The following is a 24,077-nucleotide window of genomic DNA, read 5'->3' as shown; positions in this document are numbered from 1 at the left end:
TATGGTAACGGTACGCAATCAACAGGTAATTCGTGAAGACGGCAGCGTTGATCTGGATGCCTGGATCAGCCGTCTCAAAGACAAGGTGGAGATCAGTGACGAAGCCGGTCTGCGGGCGGTGGTGTTGTACGCCCAGGAGCTGGAAAACGCCGCCGTGGCGCGCGATGACGCCCGCTGGGAGAGCAGTAACAGTTTTCACACCGGGTTGGAGATAGCGGAGATCCTGGCGGAACTGCACCTGGATACTGATGCCCTGAAAGCAGCGGTGATCTATCGGGCGGTGCGTGAGGGCAAGGCTTCCCTGGGGGATGTGAGTAAACGGGCTGGCGGCAACATTGCGAAACTGATTGAAGGGGTGTTGCGCATGGCGGCCATCAGTGCCGTTATGAATCCGGAAAACGCGGTGGTGTTGGGACAGGCAACCGACCAGCTGGACAACCTGCGTAAAATGCTGGTGGCCATGGTGGACGATGTCCGGGTGGCGTTGATCAAGCTGGCGGAACGGACCTGCGCCATTCGGGCGGTTAAAAACGCGCCGGAGGAACGTAAACAGAAGGTGGCGCGGGAGGTGTTTGATATCTACGCGCCCCTGGCCCATCGCCTGGGTATCGGTCATTTGAAGTGGGAGCTGGAGGATCTTTCCTTCCGTTACCTGCAGCCGGATGCCTATATGCGCATCGCCAAACTGCTGGATGAAAAACGGCTGGACCGGGAAGACTACATCCGCAAGGTGGTGGACCAGTTGCATGGCGCGCTGGCCCGGGTGGGCGTGGAATCGGACATCAGTGGGCGTGCCAAGCACATCTACAGCATCTGGCGCAAAATGAAGCGCAAGAACATCGACTTTTATCAGGTTTACGATATCCGTGCCGTGCGGGTGCTGGTGCCGGACATTCGTGATTGTTACGCCGCCTTGGGCGTGGTGCACAACATCTGGCAGCATATTCCCCGTGAATTCGATGATTACATCGCCACGCCCAAAGAGAACGGCTATCGTTCGCTACACACCGCTGTACTCGGTCCGGAAGGCAAGGTGCTGGAAGTGCAGATCCGCACCCACGATATGCACGATGAGGCGGAACTCGGCGTATGCGCCCACTGGCGTTACAAAGAAGGCAGTACCGGCAAGAGCGACAGCTATGACGGCAAAATCGCCTGGCTGCGGCAGGTACTGGAATGGCAGGAGGAACTGGGGGACAGCGCGGTCAGCAGTGTGTTGTCCCAGTTCAGCGAAGACATCATCGACGAGCGGGTCTATGTGTTCACCCCTGAAGGTCATGTGGTGGATCTGGCACAGGGGGCGACGCCCCTGGATTTTGCCTATCACATCCATACCGAAGTGGGGCACCGCTGCCGTGGCGCCAAAGTCAACGGGCGCATCGTGCCGCTGAATTACCAGTTGCGTACCGGCGAGCAGGTGGAAGTACTGAAAGGCAATGAATCCCGCCCCAGCCGCGACTGGTTGCAACCAACCCTCGGCTTTTTGGGCACCAACCGGGCCCGGGCCAAGGTGGTTCACTGGTTCAAACTGCAGGACCGGGATCGCAATATCGAAGGCGGCCGGGATCTGCTGGAAAAAGAATTCAAGCGTCTGGATGTGGGCAAGCTCAACCTGGACCGGGTGGCGCAATCCCTCAACCTGAAAACGGCAGACGACATCTATGCGGCGGTTGGCGCCGGCGATCTGCGGGTCAGCCAGGTGTTGAACAGCATTCAGGAGTTCGATAACGAGGGTGGTCAGCAGGAATTGCTGCCGTTGGATATCCGCAAGCCGCGGGTCAATCCCATCACCTCCGAATTCAGCATCAACGGGGTGGACAATCTGATGACGTCCATTGCCGGCTGCTGCAAGCCGGTGCCGGGCGATGAGGTCGTGGGTTACATCTCGGTGGGGCGCGGTGTCACGGTACACCGCAAACACTGTAAGGAACTGCAGCGATTGATGGAAATCCACGGTGACCGGGTGGTGGATGTCACCTGGTCGGCGGAAGCCGGCCGCACCTATCCGGTGGAAGTGTTCATCAAGGCCTACGACCGCCAGGGACTGTTACGGGACATCACCCTGGTGTTGGCCAATGAGCGGGTTAACGTGACGGCCATCAATACCAAATCCAACCCTGCGGATAACACCGCTACCATGCAGGTGACCATGGAAATCAACAGTCTTGCCGGGTTGGGGGATGTGCTGGGTCGTATCAATCAACTTTCAAATGTCATCGAGGTGCGCCGGTCGCACCAGGGGCCAGCCAGCAATGAGAAGTCCAGACATTGATCTTCGCACCGCCACCCCCCTGGAGCGGGTGCGCTATCTGATGGCCCGCCTGCGGGAGCCGGAATACGGCTGCCCGTGGGATCTCAAACAGACCTACGAAACCATCGTGCCCTTCACCATCGAAGAAGCCTATGAAGTGGCGGACACCATCGCCCGGGGGGACTTCGACCACCTGCGGGAAGAGCTGGGCGATCTGCTGTTCCAGGTGGTGTTTTACACCCAAATGGCTGAGGAAGAAGGCCGCTTTGAGTTTGATGAGGTGCTGGCCGAACTGGAACAAAAGCTGGTGCGCAGGCACCCTCACGTATTCCCGCAAGGCACTCTGGAAAGCAGAATAGAGCCGGGCCAGACCATCTCTGAACAGGCCATCAAAGCCAACTGGGACAGCATCAAGCAACAGGAAAAGGCGGCCAAGAACCAGTTGGGGGAATCCATCCTGGACACCATGCCTGGCGGTATGTCGCCCTTGAAACGGGCGCACAAACTGCAAACCGTGGTGGCGAAAAAAGGTTTTGACTGGCAGGAACCGGAACGGGTGATGGCCAAGCTGGAAGAGGAACTCGGTGAACTGGGGGCGGAGGTATACGGTCATGCTCCCACGCGCCTGGTCGCGGACGAGTTAGGGGATCTGATGTTTTGTTGTGTGAACCTGGCGCGGCACTACAAACTGGACCCGGAAGTGGTCATGATGAAGGCCAACCAAAAGTTCGAGCAACGCTTTCGCGCCCTGGAACACGCCCTTAAACAACAGGGCGTGTCTCTGGAAGAGGCCAGCCTGGAACAGATGGAATTGGAGTGGCAGCGGGCAAAGTTGACCGAAGGAGATGCCGATGACTGAACTGGTGGATAAATTCGGTCGCCGGGTTAACTACCTGAGAATTTCCGTCACCGACCGTTGTGATTTTCGCTGCGTGTACTGCATGGCGGAGGAAATGACGTTCCTGCCCCGCAATCAGATTCTGTCCCTGGAGGAAATCCAGCGCATCGCGCGGGTGTTCGTGGCGCTGGGTGTCCGCAAAATTCGCCTCACCGGTGGGGAGCCGCTGGTGCGACGTAATGTGATGTCCCTGGTGCAGCAATTGGGGCAACTGCCCGGATTGGATCAGTTGGTGATGACCACCAACGGCTCCCAGCTGGCCACCTCGGCACCATTGCTGAAACAGGCCGGGGTAAAACGGATCAATGTCAGCCTGGACAGCCTCAACCCGGAGCGCTTTCGCAACCTGACCCGCACCGGCGACCTGTCCCGGGTATTGGCGGGATTGGAGGCGGCACTGGCGCAGGGGTTTGAGAGCGTCAAGATCAATGCGGTGATCCTGAAAGGCCGCAATGATGACGAGATCGTGCCGCTGGTGGCGTTTGCCCGGGATAACGGAATCGACATTACCTTCATCGAGGAAATGCCACTGGGGCACATTTCCGAGCATCAGCGTGATGAATGTTTTATGCCTTCGGATGAAGTGCGTAGCCGCATCGAGGCCCATTACCAACTGCACCCCACCACCCACAACAGCGGCGGCCCGGCCCGTTATTACCGCTTTGAAGACAGCCCCAGCAAGGTGGGTTTCATCTCCCCCCACAGCCACAATTTTTGTGGTGACTGCAACCGGGTGCGCCTGACCGCCGAAGGCCGACTGTTGCTGTGTCTGGGGAACGAGCATTCTGTCGACTTGCGTCAAGTGGTGCGCAGTACCGATGACGATACCCTATTGAGACAGGCCATTGTGGATGCCATGGGGCTGAAACCCGAGCAGCATTATTTTGACCTGCAGGACGAACCACAGATCGTTCGTTTTATGAATATGACCGGGGGCTGACAACGCCTCTGATTTTCTTTGAAAGAGACAACAGGACTCGCGTGACCATGACTGCAGCAGCCGAATTTATTCCCGTAAAAGTCGCCGTATTGACCGTGTCGGATACTCGCACAGAAGCAACCGATACCTCCGGCAATCTGTTGGTGGAGAGCGTCACCGGTGCCGGCCATGAAGTAACGGACAAACAAATCTCCCTGGATGATGTGTATCAAATCAGAGCCATTGTGTCGGGCTGGATTGCGTCGCCGGAAGTGGAGGCGATTTTGATTACCGGGGGCACCGGATTCTCCGGTCGCGACACCACACCGGAGGCGGTCGCGCCGCTGTTTGATAAGCAGATCGAGGGCTTCGGCGAAGTGTTTCGGCACATCTCCTTCAACGAGATCGGTACTTCCACTGTGCAATCCCGGGCCTTGGGGGGCTTGGCCAACAACACTGTGATTTTCTGCATGCCGGGCTCCACCAATGCCTGCCGCACGGCTTGGAATGGCATTATCCAGCAGCAACTGGACGCCACCCACAAGCCCTGTAATTTCGTCAAACTCATTACCGAGCGCCGGCTCAGCGTCGACGCCTGTGAGACCCGCGGATGAGTCATTGTGACAAACCGGGCTTGATGCCCATGGAGGAGGCTCTTGAGCGCCTTCTGCAATCTGCCGTTCCCACTGACGCCACCCAGCAGATTCCCCTGGCACAGGCGCTGGGCCGGGTTTTGGCGCAGGATGTGGTGTCGGATGTGCAGGTGCCCCCGGCCGATAACAGCGCGATGGACGGCTACTGCCTTAGGCATGCGGATTGGATTGCCGGTACAGAATATCCTGTATCCCAGCGCATCGCCGCTGGCCAGGCACCAGCGCCACTGCAGCCTGGCACCGTGGCACGTATTTTTACCGGGGCGGAGCTGCCCGCGAACGCCGACACCGTTGTCATGCAGGAGGATGTGACCGCCACCGCGGCCGGCGTCAGCGTCCATGTCACGCCCAACGCCGGGGACAATGTGCGTCCGGCCGGCCAGGACATCCAGCAGGGTCAGCGGGTGCTGGCCGCGGGAACCCGTTTGCGCCCCCAGGAGTTAGGCCTGCTGGCCTCCGTGGGAGTGGCTCATGTGGAAGTGTATCGGCCTCTGAAAGTGGCGGTGTTGTCCACCGGGGATGAACTGGTTGAGCCCGGTACCCCGTTGGCTGCCGGCCAGATCTATAACTCCAACCGTTACACCTTGATTGGGTTGGTGCAGGCTCTGGGCATGGAGATCCTTGATCTGGGCGTGGTGCCCGATGGGGCCGCTGCAACAGAATCGGCGTTCGTGCGTGCTGCCACGGAAGCCGATGTGGTGATTTCCAGCGGCGGGGTTTCCGTGGGTGAAGAGGATCATGTCAGGGCGGCACTGGAAAAACTGGGGCGTCTGTCCTTCTGGAAGCTGGCCATCAAGCCCGGCAAACCGTTCACGTCCGGTGCCATCATGGATACCCCGTTTGCGGGTTTGCCCGGTAACCCCGCGGCGGTATTTGTAACGTTTGCTTTGTTGGTGCGGCCCTGGTTGCTTAAACTGCAGGGAGCCAACTCGGTTTTGCCCACGGAAGTGCAGGTGCCTGCCGCGTTCAGCACGCGCAAGCCCGGCAACCGCCAGGACTACTTGCGTGCCCGCCTGGTAACAAACGGGCAGGGGCCGCAGGTGGAAATCTATCCTAATCAGAGCTCAGGCGTATTGACCTCTGCCTGCTGGGGCAACGGGTTCGCAGTGATCCCGCCCGGTACGGTGGTACAGGAAGGGGATTCCGTGCGCTTTCTGCTATATGACTCCGTATTGTTCTAGTCGTACAGGCTGCCCGCGCACGGATTGTCGATGGGATTACTTACGGAACTGGGCCAACTTGCTGATGTAGGTTTCCATGGCCTGGTCAGAGGACATGCCCTTGAGTTTTTCCCAGGCGCCGTACTTGGCGCGGCCGACAAAGTCGGTAAGACCCGGTTTCTTGCCTTTGACATCCCCTTCGGTAGCCTGTTTGAACAGGGCATAGAACTCCAGTTTTAGGTTGTTATCCGGCTTGAAGTCGCCTTTGCCGGATTGAACAAAATCCACTGCGTCTTGAAATTGTTGTTTAAGTTCGCTCATGAAAATGGTCACCTGTTGTCGTTGTTGTGGCCATCATTATAGGGATTCCCCTGCGGGATGCATCCGTCAATGGTGTGGTGCGGTGGTCAACCAGTGGGTTCATGTCCATTGGCAATGGTGGCGTAAACGGTTATGGGGAATTTGTCTAAGAGAAAACTGGCGCAATGGGCCGGCAACGTGCAGGATGTAATGAGAAACACAGCCAGTTGGAGCGTATCTTATGGATTCCGTGTACTACTCAATGTGTAACTTATTCAAGCAGTTAGGATTACCCAATGAGCCGGAAAACATTGACGAATTTATCAGTCGGCATCGGGCGCTGTCCGATGGCGTGCGCATTGAGCAGGCTCCTTTCTGGAGCGACTCCCAGGCTCAATTCCTGAAAAGCGCCATTGAAGAGGATTCAGAGTGGTGCGAAGCCGTAGATCAACTGGATGCCAGGCTGCGTTACTGATCGGTGGTGAGCCCCGGCATTTATCATTTTCTTTCCATCTTTCATTAAAATTGTGGCTGGATGGCCGGTCATGACCATTTTGTCGTGTGCGCTTGTGGACGTCCTACACTCGGGCAATTAGCATTAAGCGTTTTGAAAGACCGCAGCCCCACAGCACCACTAGAAGTGTGAAATATGAAACAACTACTGCAACTCAAACTTGGCGACCTCAATTTAGGCTCGCTCAATACCGCTCCGCTCAAACGCCCCTATGTGGCCCTGATGATGGATGTCATCGGCCGGGGTCTCGAAGCCTCCAGTCAGGTGGATGCCAATATCAAGAGGGAAGTTCAAAAGCTGCCGGATGGGTTCATGTTCGATATGCGTGCATTGCCCAGTGGCCCCTGTTTTGTGATGGAAAAAAACGCTGATGGCAACCTGAGCTATATTGGCAGTGAAGCCCCCCGCAAACCCGATGTGTCCCTGAAATTCAAGCACCTCAATCACGCGTTTCTGGTGTTGTCCTTCCAGGAGGGCACCGCCCGGGCCTTTGCCAACGATCGCATACTGGTGGACGGTGAAATCGCCCATGCCATGAAGCTGGTGCGTTGCCTCAACCGAATGGAAAGCCTGATTCTGCCGAAATTTGTGGCCGTCAGGGCACTGAAACGATACCCGCAACTGTCGCTGAAACAGAAACTGGCCGGCGGTGGCAAAATTTACTCGCGCTTAGCAAAGAATCTGGTTTGGGGTTAATACCATGACAAAATCCTATTATGAATTTTTCTGTCCGGTCAAAATTGTGGCCGGCAACGCCGCTCTTGAGCACATCCCCCACGAGTTGCGGACTCTGGCTGCTGCACGGCCTATGATCATTACCGACAAAGGCGTGCGCGGTGCGGGTTTGATTGACCATGTGCTCGGTGCCTTCGCAGAAAGTGGCATGGATGTGGTGGAAATCTACGATGACGTGCCACCGGATTCGTCCACCACGGTAGTCACTCAAATCGCCAAGCTGTATCGCGACAGCGGTTGTGATTCCATCATTGCCGTGGGCGGTGGTTCGGTGATTGATACCAGTAAAGGCGTGAATATCCTGGTGTCGGAAGACGGGGAAGACCTGACGGCGTTTTCCGGAGTGGGGGTGTTGACCAAACCACTGAAGCCCTTCTTTGTGGTGCCCACCACGGCGGGTACCGGGTCTGAAGTGACGCTGGTGGCGGTGATTGCCGATCCGGAGAAGGGCGTGAAGCTGCCCTTTACCTCCTATTTCCTGCTGCCCAACGCCGCGGTTCTGGATCCCCGCATGACCCTCACCCTGCCGGCCCACATCACGGCCATGACTGCCATGGATGCCATGACCCACGCGGTGGAGGCATTCACCGGCATGGGCAAGAATCCCATCAGTGATGCCTATGCAGTGTCCGCCATCAAAAAAATCAGTGAAAACCTGATGCAGGTGCTGAACACGCCGGACGACGCCGACGCGCGGCTGGAGCTGGCCCAGGCCTCCACCATGGCAGGCATTGCCTTCTCCAACTCCATGGTGGGCTTGGTGCATTCCCTGGGGCATTCCCTGGGTGCGCTCTGCCATCTGCCCCACGGCCTGTGCATGAATCTGTTCCTGCCCTATGTGCTGGAGTACAACCTGGCGGAGCGGGGGGACGTCATTGGTGAGTTGCTGCTGCCGTTGGCGGGTGCGGAGGTCTATGCCCGTACTCCGGCCGCTGATCGTGGCCGGGCGGCCATCAATACCCTGCGCGAGATCCGCGACGAGCTGTACCGCCGTTGCAAGCTGCCCCGCAGTCTGTCAGAAACCGGCAAGGTAAGCCGGGACCAGATTCAGAAACTGGCCGAGATGGCCCTGGACGACGGGTCGATCATTTTCAATCCGGTGGAAGTGGATCTGGATGATGCAATTTCAGTGCTGGAGAAAGCCTGGTAAGGCGCTGGACTGGAGAGGTGTCGTTGGTAGGAGCCCGTTCAGCATCCATAACCTGATCTGGACGGGCATCCTCTGATGATTGCGTGGAGCGCTGCGATGATTGCGTGAAGCGCTGCGGCTCAATCGAGCACAACGGCAAGCCGGGGCTTACAGCGCGCTTTCAAACTCCTGGCGGTTCAGGGTGGGGCCCTGGAAATTGGCCTTGCGGGTTTGGGTGCCAGGCTTGTACTCCGCCAGTTTGCGCTGGATATCTTCCTTGTTCACCATGACCACCTGCTTTGGCATTGATGCCCGGGCTTGAATCTTTTTCTTCTTCAAGTGAGTCTGAATCAGTTTGATCATGCTGAGTAACCTCGATTAACCTCAATTAACCGCTCGTATAACCGTACAACTAGCCTTATCAGCCTCAGGGGATACCCGAATGGGTTTGGTATGCTGAGCGCTGTTTGTTTTTTTCGTTTAGCGGTTTGTTGTAGTTAGTGTAAATTGCGCTGTCGAAGTGGAGTAGCGGCAACCTTCAAAAGTGTTAAGAGTGTCAAAATCTGACAGGGGTGGTCGCCAACAACTGTGAACCCGGTAGCAAAAGCGCCTGGATACGGCACTGATTGACGAATTTTGACAGTCTGTTCATTAAACAATATTGGTTAGGGGGGGGCTGGTTTTTGGCTATGGATCGCAATTTCGATGACCTGGCGTTGCAGTTTTCCCAGCGGATCTACAGCGGCACCAAAGGCAGTGTTCGGCTGGCGGTTCTGGAGCGGGATCTGCAGGAGGTCATGGGTGACCGCCTGGCGCAGCCGCTGAGGGTGCTCGATGCCGGAGGGGGTGAGGGGCAGTTCTCCCGCAAACTGGCGCAAGCCGGCCATCAGATCACACTTTGTGATCACTCCCGTGTCATGGTGGATAATGCCCGGCAGGCGGCGCAGGCTGAACAGCTGGACCAGCATTACACCTTTATCTGCGATGCCATCCAGCGGTTGCCGGCACCGGCTCACCCGTACGACCTGATTCTGTGTCACGCGGTGTTGGAGTGGGTGCAGGATTGGCAGGGTCTGCTGGCCATTCTGCAGGGCTGGCTGACACCCGGAGGCTATCTCTCCCTGATGTTTTATAATCGCCATTCCACGGTGTTCCGCAGTCTGGTGCGGGGTTATTTTGATCGCGTGAGCAACGACCAGGTGCAGGGCAGTGGCAAGGGGTTGACACCGCTCTATCCGCTGGAGCCTGACCGCGTGGTGGGTTTCCTGGCGGAGCAGGGTTGGCAGATAGATTGCCAAAGCGGGGTGCGGGTGTTTCATGATTATATGCACAAAGACATCCAGAGCCGGCGTTCTGCGGAAGACATTATCGCCTTGGAAAAGCGCTTTTCCCGGCAGGAACCCTATCGTTCCCTGGGGCGCTACTACCATGTCATGGCACGGCAGGCGGAATCGTCTTGAGCCACAGGCCAGCACTCAAACCATCCATCATCAGGGGGCAAAATGGATAAATTCATGAAACTGGTACCGGTTCTGTTGCCGCTGGCGGTCGTGGTGGCGCTCAGTTTTCCGGTGCTCGCACTCGGTGTGCGCTTTGGCTGGTGGGGCCTGGCACTGGCACTGCCGCTGTTGGCAGGGGCGGCACTCACGGCAGCGATCATGCTGGCGTTGGCCGGGGTGGCTGTACTCCTGGCGTTGCGCCGGCAATACCGGCAGGCCACCCAACAGGGTATCTGGGTAATCCTGGTACTGGCGGTACCGGTGGCCATGGTCTTCCATTTTGGCCTGAAGGCCAGCCAGGTACCGGTGTTGTATGACATCGCCACCACCTGGGATAACCCGCCGCCGATCTCATCGCAACGCCCGCCGGGGGCTAATCCGCCGCAGTCCGCTGCGTCGAATCGTGAGCCCCAGCAGGCGTTCTATCCTGACCTGGGGCCACTCACGCTGGCGGAGGACAAGGCCAAGGTTGTGGCCAGAATCCAGCAGGTCGCCGCTGAGCTGGGTTGGCAGGTTGTGGCAGTGGACGCCGATCTTGGCCTGGTGGAAGCCACCGACACCACGTTCTGGTTCGGCTTTGTGGACGATATCACCGTTCGCGCTACCGGGTTGGCGCAAGGCGGCACGCAGGTGGATGTGCGTTCCGTGAGCCGGGTTGGCAAGAGTGATCTGGGTAAGAACGCAGAGCGAATTCGCGCCTTTTTAGCTGCATTACGTGTCTAACCTATTGATGTTGTGCAATAAATTGTAATCGGGCCTGTCCCGGGCCTGGTTCTAAGCTATGATTTAATGAACTTGGGGCCTTGCTTAGTATGATCATTTGACCGTTTTTTTATGAAGCCAATCCGTTACAGCAGGTTGCCTGGAAGCAGGCGCAATACCCGTTGCTGCACAATCGTATCGGGGATGATGGCGTTATTGATGACGCTGCTGTTCGGTTGCGGCGCCGCCTATGGCCTGCCCCAGTCCCCCTCCAGCCAATCCCATTTTCCCATCGTGTTGCCCGCCAAACTGTTGCATGACCCCACCGGCCGTCTGCAGATTGAGGATCTGTTGCAACGACCCATGGATGATGCCTGGCAGCCGGTGGGCGCGCCCATTGTTAACCTGGGATTCAACACCGACGCGGTCTGGATTCATGTGCGGATTCCGTCTTTTGTGCAGGGCGATCAGTATCTGCTGGAAGTGGGCTATCCCCTGCTGGATCAACTGGATCTCTATTTCCTGAACCAGGGAGTGGTGGTGAACCGAACCAGCACCGGCGATCAGCGTTCGTTCTGGCAGCGACCGATCTGGCACCGAAATTTTGTGATGGAGATGCCGGCGGTGGAACACGGCTCGCTGGAACTGTATCTGCGGGTGCAAAGCGAAGGTTCAGTGGAAATCCCATTGCGGGTCTGGAGCCGGGATGCCTTCTGGAATGTGGAACAGGGAACCTTGCTGATGAAGGGCGCCTTTGTGGGGGTGCTGTTGGTGATGATCCTGTACAACACCTTCGTGTTTCTGGTGGTGCGGGATCAAAGTTATCTGTATTATGTGGGGTATGGTGCGGCCATCCTGTTGTTTCAGGCCTCTATGGATGGTCTGGCCTATCAGTATCTGTGGCCTGAGCTGAAAGGTTGGCACCAAACCAGCCTGATTCTGTTCATCGCCTTTGCCGCCGTGTTCCGCTGCATGTTCACCCTCTCGTTCCTGGACCTGTCACGGCGTTGGCCGGCGGCGGCCTGGTTGTTGGCGGGCGTGGTGGCGGTGGCATTACTGCTGTGTTCGGTCTCCCTGTTTGTGCCCTATAACCTGGCGGTTAAGCTGGCCACGATCCTGGTTTTGCCGAGCACCCTGATCTGTCTGGTCATCGGTTCGGTATTGCTGTACCGAGGTTTGCGCAGGGCGCGCTACTTTGTGGCCGGTTGGCTGGTGTATTTTGTGGGGGCCGCTCTGTTCTCCCTGTCGAAAATGGGGCTGATCCCCGTCACCATCTTGACGGAATATCTGCTGCAATTCGGCGTTACCCTGGAAATCGTGCTGTTCTCCATGGCGTTGGCGGACAGCATCAACCTGGAACGGCATGCCAAGCAGAAAGCCCAACGGCAATCCATCCAGAACCTGGAGCGTTATCGATCACTGTACGAGAACGCAGCCGAAGGCATTTACCAAAGCGACCTGGAAGGTCAGTTGATTGCCGTAAACCCGGCCATGGCCGCCATGCTGGGATACACCAACCCTCAGGAGCTGATTGAAGATTTCGCCCGTCGTGAAGTGACGGATTTTCTCAGCGAATCCGATTACCGTGGTCTGACGCACAACATCATGGAGAAGGGGCGGGTACATCACTTTGAGATGAAAGGCTTTCGTCGGGATGGCCAGGTCTGCTGGCTGTCGGTGTCGGCAAAAGTGATCTCAGGAGCGGAGTGGGGCCGCGACGCCATAGTGGAAGGGTTTGTTTTCGACATTACCCAACGCAAGCGCAATGAAGAGCAATTGATGTTTTTGTCCCGCCACGACCCCCTCACCGGGCTGGTGAACCGACGGGAGTTTGAAAGCCGTTTGCACCAGGCCCTGGAGGAGGTTCACCACCAGGGTGAACACCATACCTTGCTGCTGCTGGACCTGGATCAATTCAAACTGGTCAACGATACCTGTGGCCACGTGGCCGGTGATGAGCTGTTGCGTCAGGTGACCCTGATCCTGCGTCAGCTCACCCGTGGCGGCGATGTTCTGGCCCGGTTGGGGGGCGATGAGTTTGCCATCCTGCTCACCAACTGTGAGGAGGCCAACGCCCTTAACGTGGCGGAAAAAATTCGGGCCCAGATCCAGGCCATGCGCTTTGATTGGGATGGTCGGGTATTCAACCCGGCGGCCAGTGTGGGGCTGGTGCACCTGGTGCCCGAGTTGGAAACCGTGAAAGATGTGATGAATATGGCAGACGCCGCCTGCTTAACTGCTAAGAATTCCGGCCGTAACCGGGTTCACGTTTATGATCCCAAGGATACCCAGCTGGCATCCCACCAGACGCAACTGGAATGGGCCTCCCGCATCTCCGAGTCCATCGAACATGACCGGTTCCAGCTTTACGTACAGCCTATCGTGGCGTTGTCCGGTGATGCATTTGGCGGCAAAAGTTATGAGGTCTTGCTGCGGCTGCAATATGACAAGGAAATCGTCTTCCCCGGAACCTTCCTGCCAGCGGCGGAACGCTACAATCTTATGCCCCAGGTGGATCGCTGGGTGGTAAGGACCCTGTTCCGCTGGTTGAACGAAAACCCATTGAAGCAGCACAGCATTGGCGATATTTCGGTGAACCTTTCCGGGCTTACTCTGGGTGACAAGGAGTTTCCGGGGTATTTGCGGGAACAGTTCAAACGCTATGACATTCCGCCGGAAAAAATCTGCTTCGAGATCACCGAAACCATCGCGGTGACCAATTTGTCCTCCACCCTGAAATTCATTGAGGAGTTCCGTGCCATCGGTTGCAGTTTCTCCCTGGATGATTTCGGCAGCGGTTTTTCGTCTTACGGGTATCTGAAAAATCTGCCGGTGGACTACCTGAAAATTGATGGCGCGTTCATCAAGGATATGGTGGGCAGTGAGATTGATCGTGCCATGGTGGAGTCCATCAATCGCATCGGGCATGTGATGGGCAAGAAAACCATCGCCGAGTTTGTTGAGAATGACGATATCGCGGAACTCCTGCAGCGCATCGGCGTGGACTATGCCCAGGGCTATGGCATATCCAGGCCGTTTCCCATTGATGAGATCGAAGCCATCAAATCCGCCGGTTAATCACCAAGTTCATCAATGATGTACCTCAATCACTCATACTGAGATCCTCCATCACCGCTTTCAGAAACCGGGCTGCCTCGCCGCCGGTAATCACCCGATGGTCAAAGCTCAGGCTCAGCGGCAGGAAGCGATGACTGGCAAACGCGATGCCGGTATCCACCACGTTGCTGTAGATTTTGCCCGCGCCGAGGATGGCCACCATGGGGGGGACCACGATGGGGTTGCCATAGCGGCCGGCGATGGTGCCGTAGTTGGACAGGGTGATGGTGGCGCCACTCATTTCACTGGGGGGAATGGTGCGCTTTTTTACATCCTGGCGCAGGTGGTTCATACCGTCACGCAAGTCACCCGCTTCCCGCGTTGCCACATCCCGCAGGACCGGGACGAACAAACCATCCGGTGTATCCACTGCGATGCCCAGGTCCACCTTTTCAATGACCCGGAAGGTATCGTTGCTGCTGTCGTACCAGGCATTGAGATTGGGTTCCTGTTTACAGGCATTGGCGATGGCCCGCACCAGTCGCAGAGTAATGTCTTCCTGCGCCTGCCAGTGATCAATGTCCACGTCGTCGTTGATGGTGACTCGCACCACTTCCGCGTGGGCCTTGGCCATGTTGCGCGCCATGCTGCGGCGCACACCCTTCAGGCTCTGGGCTTCCCCCAGGTCCTGGGTCAGGCGGGCGGCCCGCTCCACGTCATCACTGGTGATCATGTGATGGTTGCCGCTGCCGGAGATCTTGCTCAGATCCACGTTCAGGCGTTTGGCCAGGGCACGAATCGCTGGCGTCGCCAGGGGCACCGTGGGGCCGGGCCGATAAGGGCTGCCGATGACAAACTGTTCGCGCTCGGAATGCTCGCTGGCGGACTCCATCTTTCCGACGACGGTGCCGGTATCTTCCTGCTGTTCCCCGACAAACTCCAGCAGGGGTTCGCCGGTGTGAATCAGGTCGCCTGCGTCCCCGAAGCAGGCGGCGATGACGCCATCCTGAGGCGCAGGAATGTCGACGATGGCTTTGGCGGTTTCCACCGAAACGATGATCTGGCCGGTGCTGACCTGGTCCCCGGGTTGGATGTGCCATTCGACGATTTCCGCTTCCTGCAGGCCTTCTCCCAGGTCCGGTAGTTTGAAGTATTTCATGCGACCTCCAGAGTGTGGATGGCGGCGTCCACAATGTCGCTGGCGCTGTTCATGTAGACGTTTTCCCGCTGCAGATAGGGCATGGGAGTGTCGAAACCGGTGACCCTGGCGATGGGGGCCTGCAGGCTATGGAATGCCTGCTCCTGAATGGCGGCACAGATTTCCGCAGCCACGCCACAGTGTCGTGCCGCCTCCTGGATGATGACGCAGCGTCCGGTTTTCTGCACTGAGGCCACCAGGGTGTCGATGTCCAACGGGCTGATGGTGGCCACGTCTATGACTTCGGCGGAGACACCTTGTTGATGCAGTTTGTCGGCGGCCTGCAGGGTTTCGTGCACCATGGCGCCCCAGCTGATCAGGGTGATGTGTTCGCCCTGGCGCAGGGTGTAGCAGGTATCCAGGGGCAGGCCCACGCCATCGTCATAGATTTCCTGCTTCACCATGCGGTAAATGCGCTTGGGTTCCAGAAAGATCACCGGGTCCGGATCTTCAATGGCGCTCAGCAACAGCCCATAGGCGCGCGTGGGCGAGGAGGGGATCACCACCCGGATACCGGGAATGTGGGCGAACAGGGCTTCGGTGCTTTCCGAGTGATGTTCTGGTGCGTGGATGCCGCCACCGTAGGGCGCCCGCAACACCATAGGACAGGTGAGGCGGCCCCGGGTCCGGTTACGCAGGCGTGCAGCATGGGACACAATGTGTTCCATGGTTGCATAGATAAATCCCATGAACTGGATTTCCGCCACCGGGCGCAGTTGCTGTGCCGCCATGCCAACGCTGATGCCGGCAATCAGGGTTTCCGCCAGCGGCGTATCCATTACCCGCTTATGGCCGAAGCGATCCTTGAGGCCCACGGTAGCGCGGAACACACCGCCGTTGGTGGCCACGTCCTCTCCCAGTACCACCACATTGGGGTCGGCGTCCATGGCCCGGTGCAGGGCCATATTGATGGCTTCAATCATGGTGACCACATGAGGTGTCTTGGTGTCCACCGGTTTGTGTTTTTGGTTCAGGTCGGCAATTTTTTCGTGCATGCCCATGATCATTTACCTCCCAGTCGGGCCATTTTTTCCAGCGCCCGTTGTTTTTGTAATGCCAGGTGAGCAGGGGTCTCTTCAAACAAATAGTCGAACAGATCCGCCACCGGCTGGGCCGGTTGCGACAGATAGGTTTTCACCGCTTGCTCTACTTCCTGCTTGCAGTGTTCCTGCAGTGCCTGTTCCTGATCTTCATCCCACAAGTCGCTTGCGTGCAGATAGGTCTGCAGGCGTTTGATGGGTTCCCGTTTCCAGGCCTCGTTCACTTCCTCGTGGGAACGGTAGCGGGTGGCGTCGTCGGCGGTGGTGTGATCCCCCAGGCGGTAGCTCACCGCCTCGATCAGTGTGCCACCTTTACCGCTGTGGGCTTTGTTCACCGCGTAACGCACCGCATCATAGACGGCACACACATCGTTGCCGTCCACCTGAAAACCCTCGATGCCGGCGGCGACGGCTTTCTGGGCAATGGTTTCCGCGCCGGTCTGGATGTTGCGAGGCACGGAAATGGCCCACTGGTTGTTGTTCACCACCATCACCATGGGCAATTGCCACACGCCCACCAGGTTCATGGCTTCGTAAAAATCGCCGCGAGAGGTGGCGCCTTCACCGCAGGTCACCAGGCTACAGCGCTTTTCGCCGCGGATTTTCATGGCGCTGGCCACCCCGGCGGCGTGGGTGACTTGCGTAGCAATGGGAACGCAATTGGGAAAATCCTGTTGTGCAATTCCGGAGAAGTGGTTGGCCCATTCGTTGCCACCCCAGTATTGCATTTGCTGATGGAGGGGAATGTCGCGCAGGTACTGGGTGGCCTGATCCCGATAGTAAGGCAGAAATACGTCATCTTTTTTCAGTGCCAAGCCGATTCCGGTGCCTATGGCCTCCTGACCCAGGCACGAGGCGTAGGTGCCCATTTGGCCGGTGCGTTGCAGGGCAACCACCCGTTGATCGAAGGTGCGGATCATCACCATGGTGCGATAGCTTTTCAGCAACAGTTCATCGCTCACAGATTCGGGTAACGAGCCCACCACAGCACCGTTCGCGTCGATCATTTGTTTTTGTTGGTAAGGTGTTTTCGTGTACTGCATGGCTTAGGCCCCTCCGTGTGTTTCGTATAGAATCTCTTCCGCCATCAGGTCGGCCACGGTGGACGGCGGCAGGTTTTCAACGCAGGATCGGCTGAAAATGTCGTAGAGTGTTTCGCTGATACCCCAGGTCTTGTTGGCGATAGTCTGTTGGGAGGCATGGTGTTTTGCCGTGCCCATACCCATCCCCATACTCATGCCAAGGGAAACCTGAATCAGTCCACCGGCATTGATCACGTAGTCCGGTGCGTACAGGATGCCCAGGTCGTGCAGGCGTTGACCAAGCTCCGGTGCAGCCAATTGATTGTTGGCAGAACCGGCGATGATGTCGCAATTCAGTTCTTGGATGCTGTGCTCGTTGATCACCCCACCCAGGCCGCAGGGCGCCAGAATATGGCAGTGGGCGGAACAAAACTGATCCGGTGCCAGGGGCTCGGCGTGAAACGCATTGCGTGCCTGATTGACTTTTTTCTCATCCAGATCCGCCACCAACAATTTGGCGCCTTCCTCGTACAGCAGGGAAGCCAGATGGAATCCCACGTTGCCGATGCCCTGAATGGCCACCGTCAGCCCCTTCAGTCTGGCGCTGCCGTAACGTTGCAGGGCGGCGGCTTTCATGCCGGCGAGCACACCCAGAGCCGTGTTGGGGGAGGGGTCAAGGCCGTCGCTCAGATTGCCGGAGACATAAGGCGTAACCCGGCCCACTTCATCCAGGTCTTCCAGTGTGGTACCGCTGTCGATGGCGGTGATGTAACGGCCACCCAGCTCATTCACAAAACGGCCGAAGGCGTTATACAGCGTGCGGCGATTAAAGGGCTCTTTGGGTTTCAGGATCACCGCTTTGCCTCCACCCTGGGGCACTTTGGCCAGCGCTGATTTATAACTCATGCCGCGAGCCAGGCGGATGACGTCGTGAATCGCGTCCTCATCGGTGGCGTATTCAAGGCAACGACAGCCACCCAAAGCGGGGCCGAGTTTGGTGTTGTGGATGGCGATAATGGCTTTGAGCCCGTTGGCGGGATCGGATTTGAAATGCAGTTCACCCAGGTGTGCCTGCTCGATGATGTCGAACATACCTTGCTCCTTCCAAACGTGAGTGGGGTAGCACTCGTGGTTTTTCCGGTGCGTATTGCTGACTGGATCGCAGCGCGCAATACGAACAACGATGTGGTGTTACTGAAAAATATAATGTATTTGCGGAAGGTTGCCGAGGTAAAAAAGTCGGTATTTGTGGCGCTATGGTTGTTGGGGCTCTCTAACTTGTTGAAAAGCTTTGGGAACCATCACAAACTGATTTTGTACAAAAAATGTGAAGAGGAGGAAGCAACGAAAGTGCAGCAGGATTTTAATAACTGCGCCCGATTAAAGAAAACATTCATATAACCGGGCGTCTGGTTTTTCAGGCAGGGTTTCAGTAGTCGAAATCGGTTTTCAGGTCCACTTCCGGATAACCGGGGATGGTGATCGACGTGCGGGATATACCCAGTTGTTCGCCTTTGGTTTCCGGTTCGCCAAAACGATAGATGGATGCCGGAATTGCCGTCAGCACATCATCGTGATACTTCCGTTGTGCCGCCTGTACCGCTTCCTGGCGTTGTTGATAAGCCGACCAGTCTTTGGCTCCGTGGCGTTTCTGCAGGAAGGTCTCGCACCACTGGGGAGACAGCATCACGCCACTGGCATTGTTGCCGCCGAAACCTTTGGCATTGATCAGTGCCCCCTGGAAGTGTCGCGCACCATAGTCACGATGCTGATTGCTGAGGGACAGATTAGAGCGTTGTACGTCATCGGCAAAACCTTGCACTGTGGTAATACCCGGCAGGATCTGGTGATCGAAAACCCCCAGTGCCGCCGCGATCTGGTCGCCACCGGCCACACCGATGGAATGCCCCAGAAAACACTTCACCGCTGCCAGCGGCCATTCTGCAATGCCAAAGGCTTCGGCCAGGGTGTTGAGAATATGGGATTCAGTTTGCCGGTTTTGCGGCGTGCCGGTGCCGTGGGCCATGGCAAAGGTCTGGTTAAGGGCAGCGTTGGAGCCCAGGGCCTGGCTCAGGCAATCCAGCGCCCGTCCGACGGTAAGATAATTACCAATGCCGGGTGCGGAAATAGAACGCTTGATGCCGTCGGCGTGGATAAATACTTCGGGCACTGCCGCGTAGATTGAAGCACCCAACTCCAGGGCCAGGCGGTCACTGCACAGCACCACAAACTGTGATGCTTCTGCAATGGTGAAGCCGCAATTGTTGCCGAAGGGGCGACAGGCCCGGCGATAATCCACTTCGCCTTCTGCTACGCCGTCCAGTTTGCGCAGACCTTCATCGTCCGCCAGCGCGCTCATGGCGCGGTAACCTTCCATGACTTCCGGCAGGATCGGGGCTTCGCTGGCACCCACCAAGGCAATTTCCGCGCGGCCGCTTTGGATGTCCTGAATACCCATGCGCAGGTTGTAGAGGAATGTGGCACAGGCCCCGGCCATGGCGCCGGTATTACCCACGTTGCCCAGCACGTAGGCGTTGACGAAGTCTGCCGTCATATCCGAGAAGCCCATGGGGCATTGTTTGGAGCTGACCCGCTTACCCTGAAGATTGCTGCGCAGCATGCCACCGGTGCCGTATTCGTCCAGCTGCCCCATGGCACTGCTGGCGTAAACGCTGATCTTTTGCGGGTCCACTTTCTGTTGAATCAGGTCCCAGGGGATGCCGGTGGAACGCAGCGCGTCGGACACCGCATAGGTGGCCAATTGCAAACCGCGGGGATGGTTGCGGGAACTGTAGGTGTCGCCCGGTTCAAAACCACTGGGGATTTGACCGGCCGCCCGCACCGGGTAGGGTTGGGTATCTTCCAGCAAAATGCGCGTGGCGTCGTCACAGACCACGGTGGCTTCGTCCCCGTTCAGGGTTACGTGCCAGTTGTCCGGGATGGCATTGGGCAGATCTTTCTTGCGCAGTTTGAAAATCAGCTCTTTATTCTGGCCATCCATTTTTACCGGCTTTTGCAGGCTTACCCGCTCCACATCGAAATGGCTTTTTTCAATTTTTCGAATCAGGGTGCCCGCCAGAATCTCGTCCTGGCTCAGGGTTTTCTCGCCACCGTTTTTCATCAACACGGCAAGGCTTTGCAGGCATTCGGCTTGGCGGGCCTGATCAAGACTGTCGAACACCATGCGCTGATAGCCATGATGGAACGACGACCGTCCAGCGGCATTAATGCCACCAAATCCGATGATTAAGGGTAACGCTTTCAAAGTGTGACTCCATGTGCCTGCGGGAATGTATAGCCTGTCTATTGTAGGGAGTGTGAAAATCCCCGCTAGACCAAGCGGTCACAATTGTTTGTCTAAAGTGAAACCATTTGTAAAAGTGTAAAAAGGTATGTCTGGGCGGGGTTGCGAGGCGCTGAATCAGCGCCTCGCTAATGCGCTTAGAGGGACTGGATTACAGAGGATCTGGGTCAGAGGATCTCGATGGCCATGGAGGTGGCTTCTCCTCCGCCGATGCAGAGGGAGGCAACGCCTTTCTTGCCGCCACGTTGCTTCAGCGCATGAATCAGGCTCAGGATGATGCGGGAGCCGGTTGAGCCCACCGGGTGACCCAGGGCGCAGGCACCACCGTGCACATTCACTTTCTCGTGGGGAATATTGTGCTTCTGCATGGCCAGCATGGTGACCATGGCAAAGGCTTCATTGATTTCAAACAGATCCACATCCGCTGCACTCCAGCCGGTTTTCTCAAACAGGGATTGCAGGGAACCGATGGGGGCCAGCGTGAACTCGGACGGGTGCTGGGATTGGGTGGAGTGGGCCACGATGCGGGCCAGTGGCTGCAGACCTTTGGCTTTGGCCACCGATTCACGCATCAACACCAGTGCCGAGGCACCATCGGAAATGGAGGAGGCGTTGGCGGCGGTCACGGTGCCGTCTTTGGCAAAGGCTGGGCGCAAGGTGGGGATTTTTTCCAGATTGGCGTTGCCCGGCTGTTCGTCCTCAGACACCACGACTTCACCTTTGCGAGTCTGCACGGTAACCGGCACGATTTCATCTTTGAAATTGCCGTTGGCGATGGCCTGTTGGGCCCGCTGCAGGGAGGCAATGGCAAACTCGTCCATGGCTTCCCGGGACAAGCCCTCCTTGTCCGCTACTTCCTGGGCGAAGGAACCCATCAAGCGACCGGTTTTGGCATCTTCCAGGCCGTCCAGGAACATGTGATCCTTGATCTCGCCGTGACCCATGCGGTAGCCGGCGCGGGCTTTTTCCAATACATAGGGCGCGTTGGACATGCTTTCCATGCCGCCGCTCACCATGATGTCGTTGGTGCCGGCTTTGATCAGGTCGTGGGCCAGCATGGTGGCTTTCATGCCGGATCCGCACAGCTTGTTGATGGTGGTGCAACCGGTGGCTGCCGGCAGGCCGGCATCCAGGGCCGCCTGGCGGGCAGGGCCCTGCTTCAAGCCGGCGGGCAACACACAGCCCATGATCACTTCCTGCACGTCTTCCGGGGCGATACCGGCACGGGCAACGGCCTCACGAATGGTTATTGCCCCCAGCTCGGTGGCGGTGACGGAAGCAAGTGAACCCTGAAAGCCACCCATCGGGGTGCGGGCGCCGTTAACAATGACAACTGCATCTTCGCTCATGGTGTGTAGTCCTAATTCGTCTAGTGAAGTCGATACGACAAAGCAGGCATTTTACCCAGAAACGGCAGGTGGTGCGAATGATCAAATACGCCAAATGGAGTAGAGGGTCAGCTGGATTTATTCAATACGGGACTTGTGGATTTGGCTGCGCGCTGGGTGGCGCTCTTGACCTGGCTGCGCTGGTGGCTGAGGAAAGTGAGGAATGAATCCTCCCGGATGGGCTGGCTGTAGTAGTAACCCTGTGCCACGTCGCATTCGCATTCCTGCAGGTATTTGATCTGGTCCAGGGTTTCGGTGCCTTCGGCGATAACCGACAGGCCCAGGCTGTGCCCCAGTTGGATGATGGCGTCCACAATGGTGCCGTTGTCCGGGTCCTCCAGCATGTCCTGGACGAAGGCGCGGTCAATTTTTACTTCATCCATGGGCATTTTTTTCAGATAGCTGAGAGAGGAATAGCCGGTTCCAAAATCGTCGATGGCCAGTTGTACTCCGATCTCTTTCATCTGTTTCAGCAGGCGGATGGCCAGATCCACATTTTCCATGACTGCGGTTTCGGTAATCTCCAGCATCAGGTGTTGCGGAGGGATGCCGGTTTCCCGCACCAGTCGTTTCACCGTGTTGACCAGGTCGGACTGGTGGAGCTGAATGGCACTGACGTTCACGGAAATGGTGAGGTTGTGGAAGCCCGCTTCCAACCAGCGCCGCAGGGCATGGCAGGATTGTTTCAAAACCCATTCGCCGATGGCGACGATGGCGCCGGTGCGCTCGGCCAGGGGAATAAATTCAATCGGGGAGATCATGCCCCGCTCCGGATGATGCCAGCGTACCAGCGCCTCAGCACCGCGTACGTCGCCCGTCACCAGGTTGACCTGGGGCTGAAACACCAGTTGCAGTTCGTTGTCTTCCGCCGCCGTGGCCAGTTGGCGTTCCAGCACTTTGGTTTCCCGAATGCGTTGATCCACATTGGCCACATAAAACTGATAATTGTTGCCGCCCTGGGATTTGGCCAGCTGCATCACGTTCTCTGCATTCTTCAGCAGTTGATCGGCGGTGGCGGCGTCGTGGGGGTAGATAGTGATGCCAATGGTGGCCGACAGACTGATGTTGTGATTATCCAGGCGGAATGGGCGCCGCACACTGTCCAATACTTTCTGCGCCACATCCGCTGCCTGGTAGTGGTTATCCAGGTTGGGAATCACCATGGCGAAGACATCACCGCCCACCCGCGCAATGGTGTGGGTGGGGTCCAGGTCTGCCCGGAAACGATCCGCCAGCGTCAGCAGTAATTTGTCACCGGCGTGATAAGAATGCAGCAGGTTAACGGATTTGAAATCATCCAGCGCGCAATAGAGCACTGCGAACATATCGTCCTGGTGATTGGCGTCCTGGATGGATTGTTCGATTCGGCGCAGCAACATGTTGCGGTTGGGCAGTTCGGTCAGCATGTCGTAATTGCTGAGCCGCTCCACGTGGGCTTCCGCCACCCGACGTTTGCTGTTGTACTTCTCGATGGCTTTGAACAGGTCGTTGATCTTCTGAACCCAGGCCCCCAGCTCGTCATCTTCATGTCCCCGTGGCGCATCCAACTGGTTTTGCGCCGGACGCATGGGGTCAATCTCCTCCAGCGAACTCAGCAGCGAGGTCATGGGGCGGGCAATCAAACCCTGGAATATCAGGTATAAAACGGAGCCGAATACAATGGCCTGGGTCAGTCCGGAGAGGATGATGGTTTTGCTGCGCTCGATAAATTCATGGGCTGCGCCGGAAGGATCCAGGCTCACTTCCAGGTTGCCGAACAGCTCATTGCGCCCCTGGTTTTCGGCGCCCGGGGCGATGCCCCGCAGTTCCAGGGTATAACTCAGCTCCTGCCCGAAAATCGAGGAAATCAGAGAACGATAGGGAATGATGTTTTTATTGCGGAATTCTGACGCCAGGGGCGGTTTTTCGGGAATGGATACAGCCGCGTAAAAGACAGCGTTGTTGCGGAACAGACCCTGCACCACCTGCTCCGCCAGAATCTCATCCTTGTTGTAGGCAGCCTGGGTGGCCGGTTCTTTCATCATGGCCAGGATTTGCTGGGCTTCGGTTTCCAGGCTTTTACGGGCCTGACGTGCATCCAGCATGATTTGTACGATACTGAGAAGAAGACCCATGAGCAGGGCAGTGCCCATGACGGCAAAGAAGAGTTTGTTGGAAAGTCGGCTATTAAGTTTACCCTGCATGGATCGCTTCCAAGTCGAGTGGCCGTTTATTATTCTAGTGTTATTAGGAAGAGTATTAATTATAACCAGTTAGAAAGTCAAAGGTTTGCATGGGCTTTTTAACGATATTTTAAGAGACGAGGGAT

The 24,077-nt window shown here is 57.2% G+C and carries 21 protein-coding genes; 12 read left to right on the top strand and 9 right to left on the bottom strand.

The features are described from left to right. The first annotated feature begins 1 nt into the window (after position 1). From relA to glp, 5 genes are read left to right on the top strand one after another with little or no spacing between them, the layout of a single operon-like run. Positions 2-2,272 (top strand): GTP diphosphokinase, encoded by a 2,271-nt coding sequence (gene relA, locus D9N14_RS16500; protein WP_290581727.1) that lies wholly within the window; start codon positions 2-4, stop codon positions 2,270-2,272. Then, positions 2,253-3,110 carry a nucleoside triphosphate pyrophosphohydrolase gene (gene mazG / locus D9N14_RS16495; protein WP_290581725.1) on the top strand — a complete coding sequence of 286 codons (858 nt, stop codon included), beginning with the start codon at positions 2,253-2,255 and terminating at the stop codon, positions 3,108-3,110. Before relA ends, mazG begins: the two co-directional genes overlap by 20 nt. Next, complete coding sequence (moaA, locus tag D9N14_RS16490) at positions 3,097-4,089, top strand: GTP 3',8-cyclase MoaA (RefSeq protein WP_317622636.1); 993 nt, start codon at positions 3,097-3,099, stop codon at positions 4,087-4,089. The genes mazG and moaA overlap by 14 nt, the downstream gene beginning before the upstream one ends. Before the next feature lie 41 nt (positions 4,090-4,130). Beyond that, a complete protein-coding gene (gene moaB, locus D9N14_RS16485) occupies positions 4,131-4,682 on the top strand; it encodes a molybdenum cofactor biosynthesis protein B (RefSeq protein WP_317622635.1) in 552 nt (183 codons plus the stop codon). Continuing rightward, entirely contained in the window at positions 4,679-5,902 is a 1,224-nt protein-coding gene (gene glp, locus D9N14_RS16480) for a gephyrin-like molybdotransferase Glp (RefSeq protein WP_290581719.1), read from the top strand. Before moaB ends, glp begins: the two co-directional genes overlap by 4 nt. Before the next feature lie 36 nt (positions 5,903-5,938). Here glp and D9N14_RS16475 read toward each other — a convergent pair whose 3' ends face one another. Beyond that, positions 5,939-6,202, bottom strand: coding sequence for an acyl-CoA-binding protein (locus D9N14_RS16475; protein WP_290581717.1), 264 nt, complete (start codon positions 6,200-6,202; stop codon positions 5,939-5,941). A 220-nt stretch (positions 6,203-6,422) separates the two neighbouring features. Between D9N14_RS16475 and D9N14_RS16470 the strand changes: the two genes are divergently transcribed. The 3 genes from D9N14_RS16470 (at position 6,423) to D9N14_RS16460 (ending at position 8,580) form a co-directional block, all read left to right on the top strand. Beyond that, on the top strand, positions 6,423-6,656 hold the full coding sequence (locus tag D9N14_RS16470; RefSeq protein WP_290581715.1) for a DUF2789 domain-containing protein: 234 nt from the start codon (positions 6,423-6,425) through the stop codon (positions 6,654-6,656). 174 nt (positions 6,657-6,830) lie between these two features. Further along, positions 6,831-7,391, top strand: a complete 561-nt coding sequence (locus D9N14_RS16465; RefSeq protein WP_290581712.1) for a hypothetical protein — start codon at positions 6,831-6,833, stop codon at positions 7,389-7,391. A gap of 4 nt (positions 7,392-7,395) precedes the next feature. After that, positions 7,396-8,580, top strand: coding sequence for an iron-containing alcohol dehydrogenase (locus tag D9N14_RS16460; protein WP_290581710.1), 1,185 nt, complete (start codon positions 7,396-7,398; stop codon positions 8,578-8,580). Positions 8,581-8,727: 147 nt separating this feature from the next. Here the strand turns inward: D9N14_RS16460 and D9N14_RS16455 are convergent, their stop codons facing one another. Beyond that, positions 8,728-8,922 (bottom strand): hypothetical protein, encoded by a 195-nt coding sequence (locus tag D9N14_RS16455; protein ID WP_290581708.1) that lies wholly within the window; start codon positions 8,920-8,922, stop codon positions 8,728-8,730. 326 nt (positions 8,923-9,248) lie between these two features. Between D9N14_RS16455 and D9N14_RS16450 the strand changes: the two genes are divergently transcribed. The 3 genes from D9N14_RS16450 to D9N14_RS16440 all read left to right on the top strand — a co-directional run bounded on the left by D9N14_RS16450 (position 9,249) and on the right by D9N14_RS16440 (position 13,838). Beyond that, positions 9,249-10,019, top strand: coding sequence for a methyltransferase domain-containing protein (locus D9N14_RS16450; RefSeq protein WP_290581706.1), 771 nt, complete (start codon positions 9,249-9,251; stop codon positions 10,017-10,019). A 54-nt stretch (positions 10,020-10,073) separates the two neighbouring features. Then, positions 10,074-10,781, top strand: coding sequence for a DUF1499 domain-containing protein (locus tag D9N14_RS16445; RefSeq protein ID WP_290581704.1), 708 nt, complete (start codon positions 10,074-10,076; stop codon positions 10,779-10,781). Positions 10,782-10,979: 198 nt separating this feature from the next. Then, positions 10,980-13,838, top strand: a complete 2,859-nt coding sequence (locus D9N14_RS16440; RefSeq protein ID WP_290581702.1) for an EAL domain-containing protein — start codon at positions 10,980-10,982, stop codon at positions 13,836-13,838. Positions 13,839-13,863: 25 nt separating this feature from the next. Here the strand turns inward: D9N14_RS16440 and D9N14_RS16435 are convergent, their stop codons facing one another. The 4 genes from D9N14_RS16435 to D9N14_RS16420 form a co-directional block, all read right to left on the bottom strand. Next, positions 13,864-14,976 carry a dihydrolipoamide acetyltransferase family protein gene (locus tag D9N14_RS16435; protein ID WP_290581700.1) on the bottom strand — a complete coding sequence of 371 codons (1,113 nt, stop codon included), beginning with the start codon at positions 14,974-14,976 and terminating at the stop codon, positions 13,864-13,866. Further along, positions 14,973-15,938 (bottom strand): alpha-ketoacid dehydrogenase subunit beta, encoded by a 966-nt coding sequence (locus tag D9N14_RS16430; RefSeq protein WP_290581933.1) that lies wholly within the window; start codon positions 15,936-15,938, stop codon positions 14,973-14,975. Before D9N14_RS16430 ends, D9N14_RS16435 begins: the two co-directional genes overlap by 4 nt. An 80-nt stretch (positions 15,939-16,018) precedes the next feature. Further along, positions 16,019-17,098, bottom strand: coding sequence for a pyruvate dehydrogenase (acetyl-transferring) E1 component subunit alpha (gene pdhA, locus D9N14_RS16425; RefSeq protein ID WP_290581698.1), 1,080 nt, complete (start codon positions 17,096-17,098; stop codon positions 16,019-16,021). A gap of 3 nt (positions 17,099-17,101) precedes the next feature. Then, positions 17,102-18,169 (bottom strand): Leu/Phe/Val dehydrogenase, encoded by a 1,068-nt coding sequence (locus tag D9N14_RS16420; RefSeq protein WP_290581696.1) that lies wholly within the window; start codon positions 18,167-18,169, stop codon positions 17,102-17,104. Here D9N14_RS16420 and D9N14_RS16415 point away from each other — a divergent pair. Then, the gene (locus tag D9N14_RS16415; RefSeq protein WP_290581694.1) at positions 18,128-18,478 is read left to right on the top strand and encodes a hypothetical protein; all 351 of its coding nucleotides are present in this window, start codon (positions 18,128-18,130) and stop codon (positions 18,476-18,478) included. The genes D9N14_RS16420 and D9N14_RS16415 overlap by 42 nt on opposite strands. Positions 18,479-18,506: 28 nt before the next feature. Here D9N14_RS16415 and D9N14_RS16410 read toward each other — a convergent pair whose 3' ends face one another. The 3 genes from D9N14_RS16410 to D9N14_RS16400 all read right to left on the bottom strand — a co-directional run bounded on the left by D9N14_RS16410 (position 18,507) and on the right by D9N14_RS16400 (position 23,952). Then, positions 18,507-20,342, bottom strand: a complete 1,836-nt coding sequence (locus D9N14_RS16410; RefSeq protein ID WP_290581692.1) for a beta-ketoacyl synthase — start codon at positions 20,340-20,342, stop codon at positions 18,507-18,509. Positions 20,343-20,548: 206 nt separating this feature from the next. Next, positions 20,549-21,730: an acetyl-CoA C-acyltransferase gene (locus tag D9N14_RS16405; protein ID WP_290581690.1), complete on the bottom strand. Its 1,182-nt coding sequence runs from the start codon at positions 21,728-21,730 to the stop codon at positions 20,549-20,551. Between the two features lie 107 nt (positions 21,731-21,837). Next, positions 21,838-23,952 carry a GGDEF domain-containing phosphodiesterase gene (locus D9N14_RS16400; protein WP_290581688.1) on the bottom strand — a complete coding sequence of 705 codons (2,115 nt, stop codon included), beginning with the start codon at positions 23,950-23,952 and terminating at the stop codon, positions 21,838-21,840. Between the last annotated feature and the right edge of the window lie 125 nt (positions 23,953-24,077).

Source organism: Ketobacter sp., assembly GCF_003671495.1.
In the GTDB taxonomy this organism is placed as follows: Bacteria; Pseudomonadota; Gammaproteobacteria; order Pseudomonadales; family Ketobacteraceae; genus Ketobacter.
Note: the sequence above shows the minus strand (reverse complement) of the source record. Positions and strands in the feature narration are given on the sequence as shown.

Excerpts from the sequence above, each read along its gene's own strand:
- relA (WP_290581727.1), top strand. The coding sequence starts at position 2 with ATGGTAACGGTACGCAATCAACAGGTAATTCGTGAAGACGGCAGCGTT.
- mazG (WP_290581725.1), top strand. The coding sequence starts at position 2,253 with ATGAGAAGTCCAGACATTGATCTTCGCACCGCCACCCCCCTGGAGCGG.
- moaA (WP_317622636.1), top strand. The coding sequence starts at position 3,097 with ATGCCGATGACTGAACTGGTGGATAAATTCGGTCGCCGGGTTAACTAC.
- glp (WP_290581719.1), top strand. The coding sequence starts at position 4,679 with ATGAGTCATTGTGACAAACCGGGCTTGATGCCCATGGAGGAGGCTCTT.
- D9N14_RS16475 (WP_290581717.1), bottom strand. The coding sequence starts at position 6,202 with ATGAGCGAACTTAAACAACAATTTCAAGACGCAGTGGATTTTGTTCAA.
- D9N14_RS16470 (WP_290581715.1), top strand. The coding sequence starts at position 6,423 with ATGGATTCCGTGTACTACTCAATGTGTAACTTATTCAAGCAGTTAGGA.
- D9N14_RS16465 (WP_290581712.1), top strand. The coding sequence starts at position 6,831 with ATGAAACAACTACTGCAACTCAAACTTGGCGACCTCAATTTAGGCTCG.
- D9N14_RS16460 (WP_290581710.1), top strand. The coding sequence starts at position 7,396 with ATGACAAAATCCTATTATGAATTTTTCTGTCCGGTCAAAATTGTGGCC.
- D9N14_RS16455 (WP_290581708.1), bottom strand. The coding sequence starts at position 8,922 with ATGATCAAACTGATTCAGACTCACTTGAAGAAGAAAAAGATTCAAGCC.
- D9N14_RS16450 (WP_290581706.1), top strand. The coding sequence starts at position 9,249 with ATGGATCGCAATTTCGATGACCTGGCGTTGCAGTTTTCCCAGCGGATC.
- D9N14_RS16445 (WP_290581704.1), top strand. The coding sequence starts at position 10,074 with ATGAAACTGGTACCGGTTCTGTTGCCGCTGGCGGTCGTGGTGGCGCTC.
- D9N14_RS16440 (WP_290581702.1), top strand. The coding sequence starts at position 10,980 with ATGACGCTGCTGTTCGGTTGCGGCGCCGCCTATGGCCTGCCCCAGTCC.
- D9N14_RS16435 (WP_290581700.1), bottom strand. The coding sequence starts at position 14,976 with ATGAAATACTTCAAACTACCGGACCTGGGAGAAGGCCTGCAGGAAGCG.
- D9N14_RS16430 (WP_290581933.1), bottom strand. The coding sequence starts at position 15,938 with ATGATTGAAGCCATCAATATGGCCCTGCACCGGGCCATGGACGCCGAC.
- pdhA (WP_290581698.1), bottom strand. The coding sequence starts at position 17,098 with ATGCAGTACACGAAAACACCTTACCAACAAAAACAAATGATCGACGCG.
- D9N14_RS16415 (WP_290581694.1), top strand. The coding sequence starts at position 18,128 with ATGCAGTTCACCCAGGTGTGCCTGCTCGATGATGTCGAACATACCTTG.
- D9N14_RS16420 (WP_290581696.1), bottom strand. The coding sequence starts at position 18,169 with ATGTTCGACATCATCGAGCAGGCACACCTGGGTGAACTGCATTTCAAA.
- D9N14_RS16405 (WP_290581690.1), bottom strand. The coding sequence starts at position 21,730 with ATGAGCGAAGATGCAGTTGTCATTGTTAACGGCGCCCGCACCCCGATG.
- D9N14_RS16400 (WP_290581688.1), bottom strand. The coding sequence starts at position 23,952 with ATGCAGGGTAAACTTAATAGCCGACTTTCCAACAAACTCTTCTTTGCC.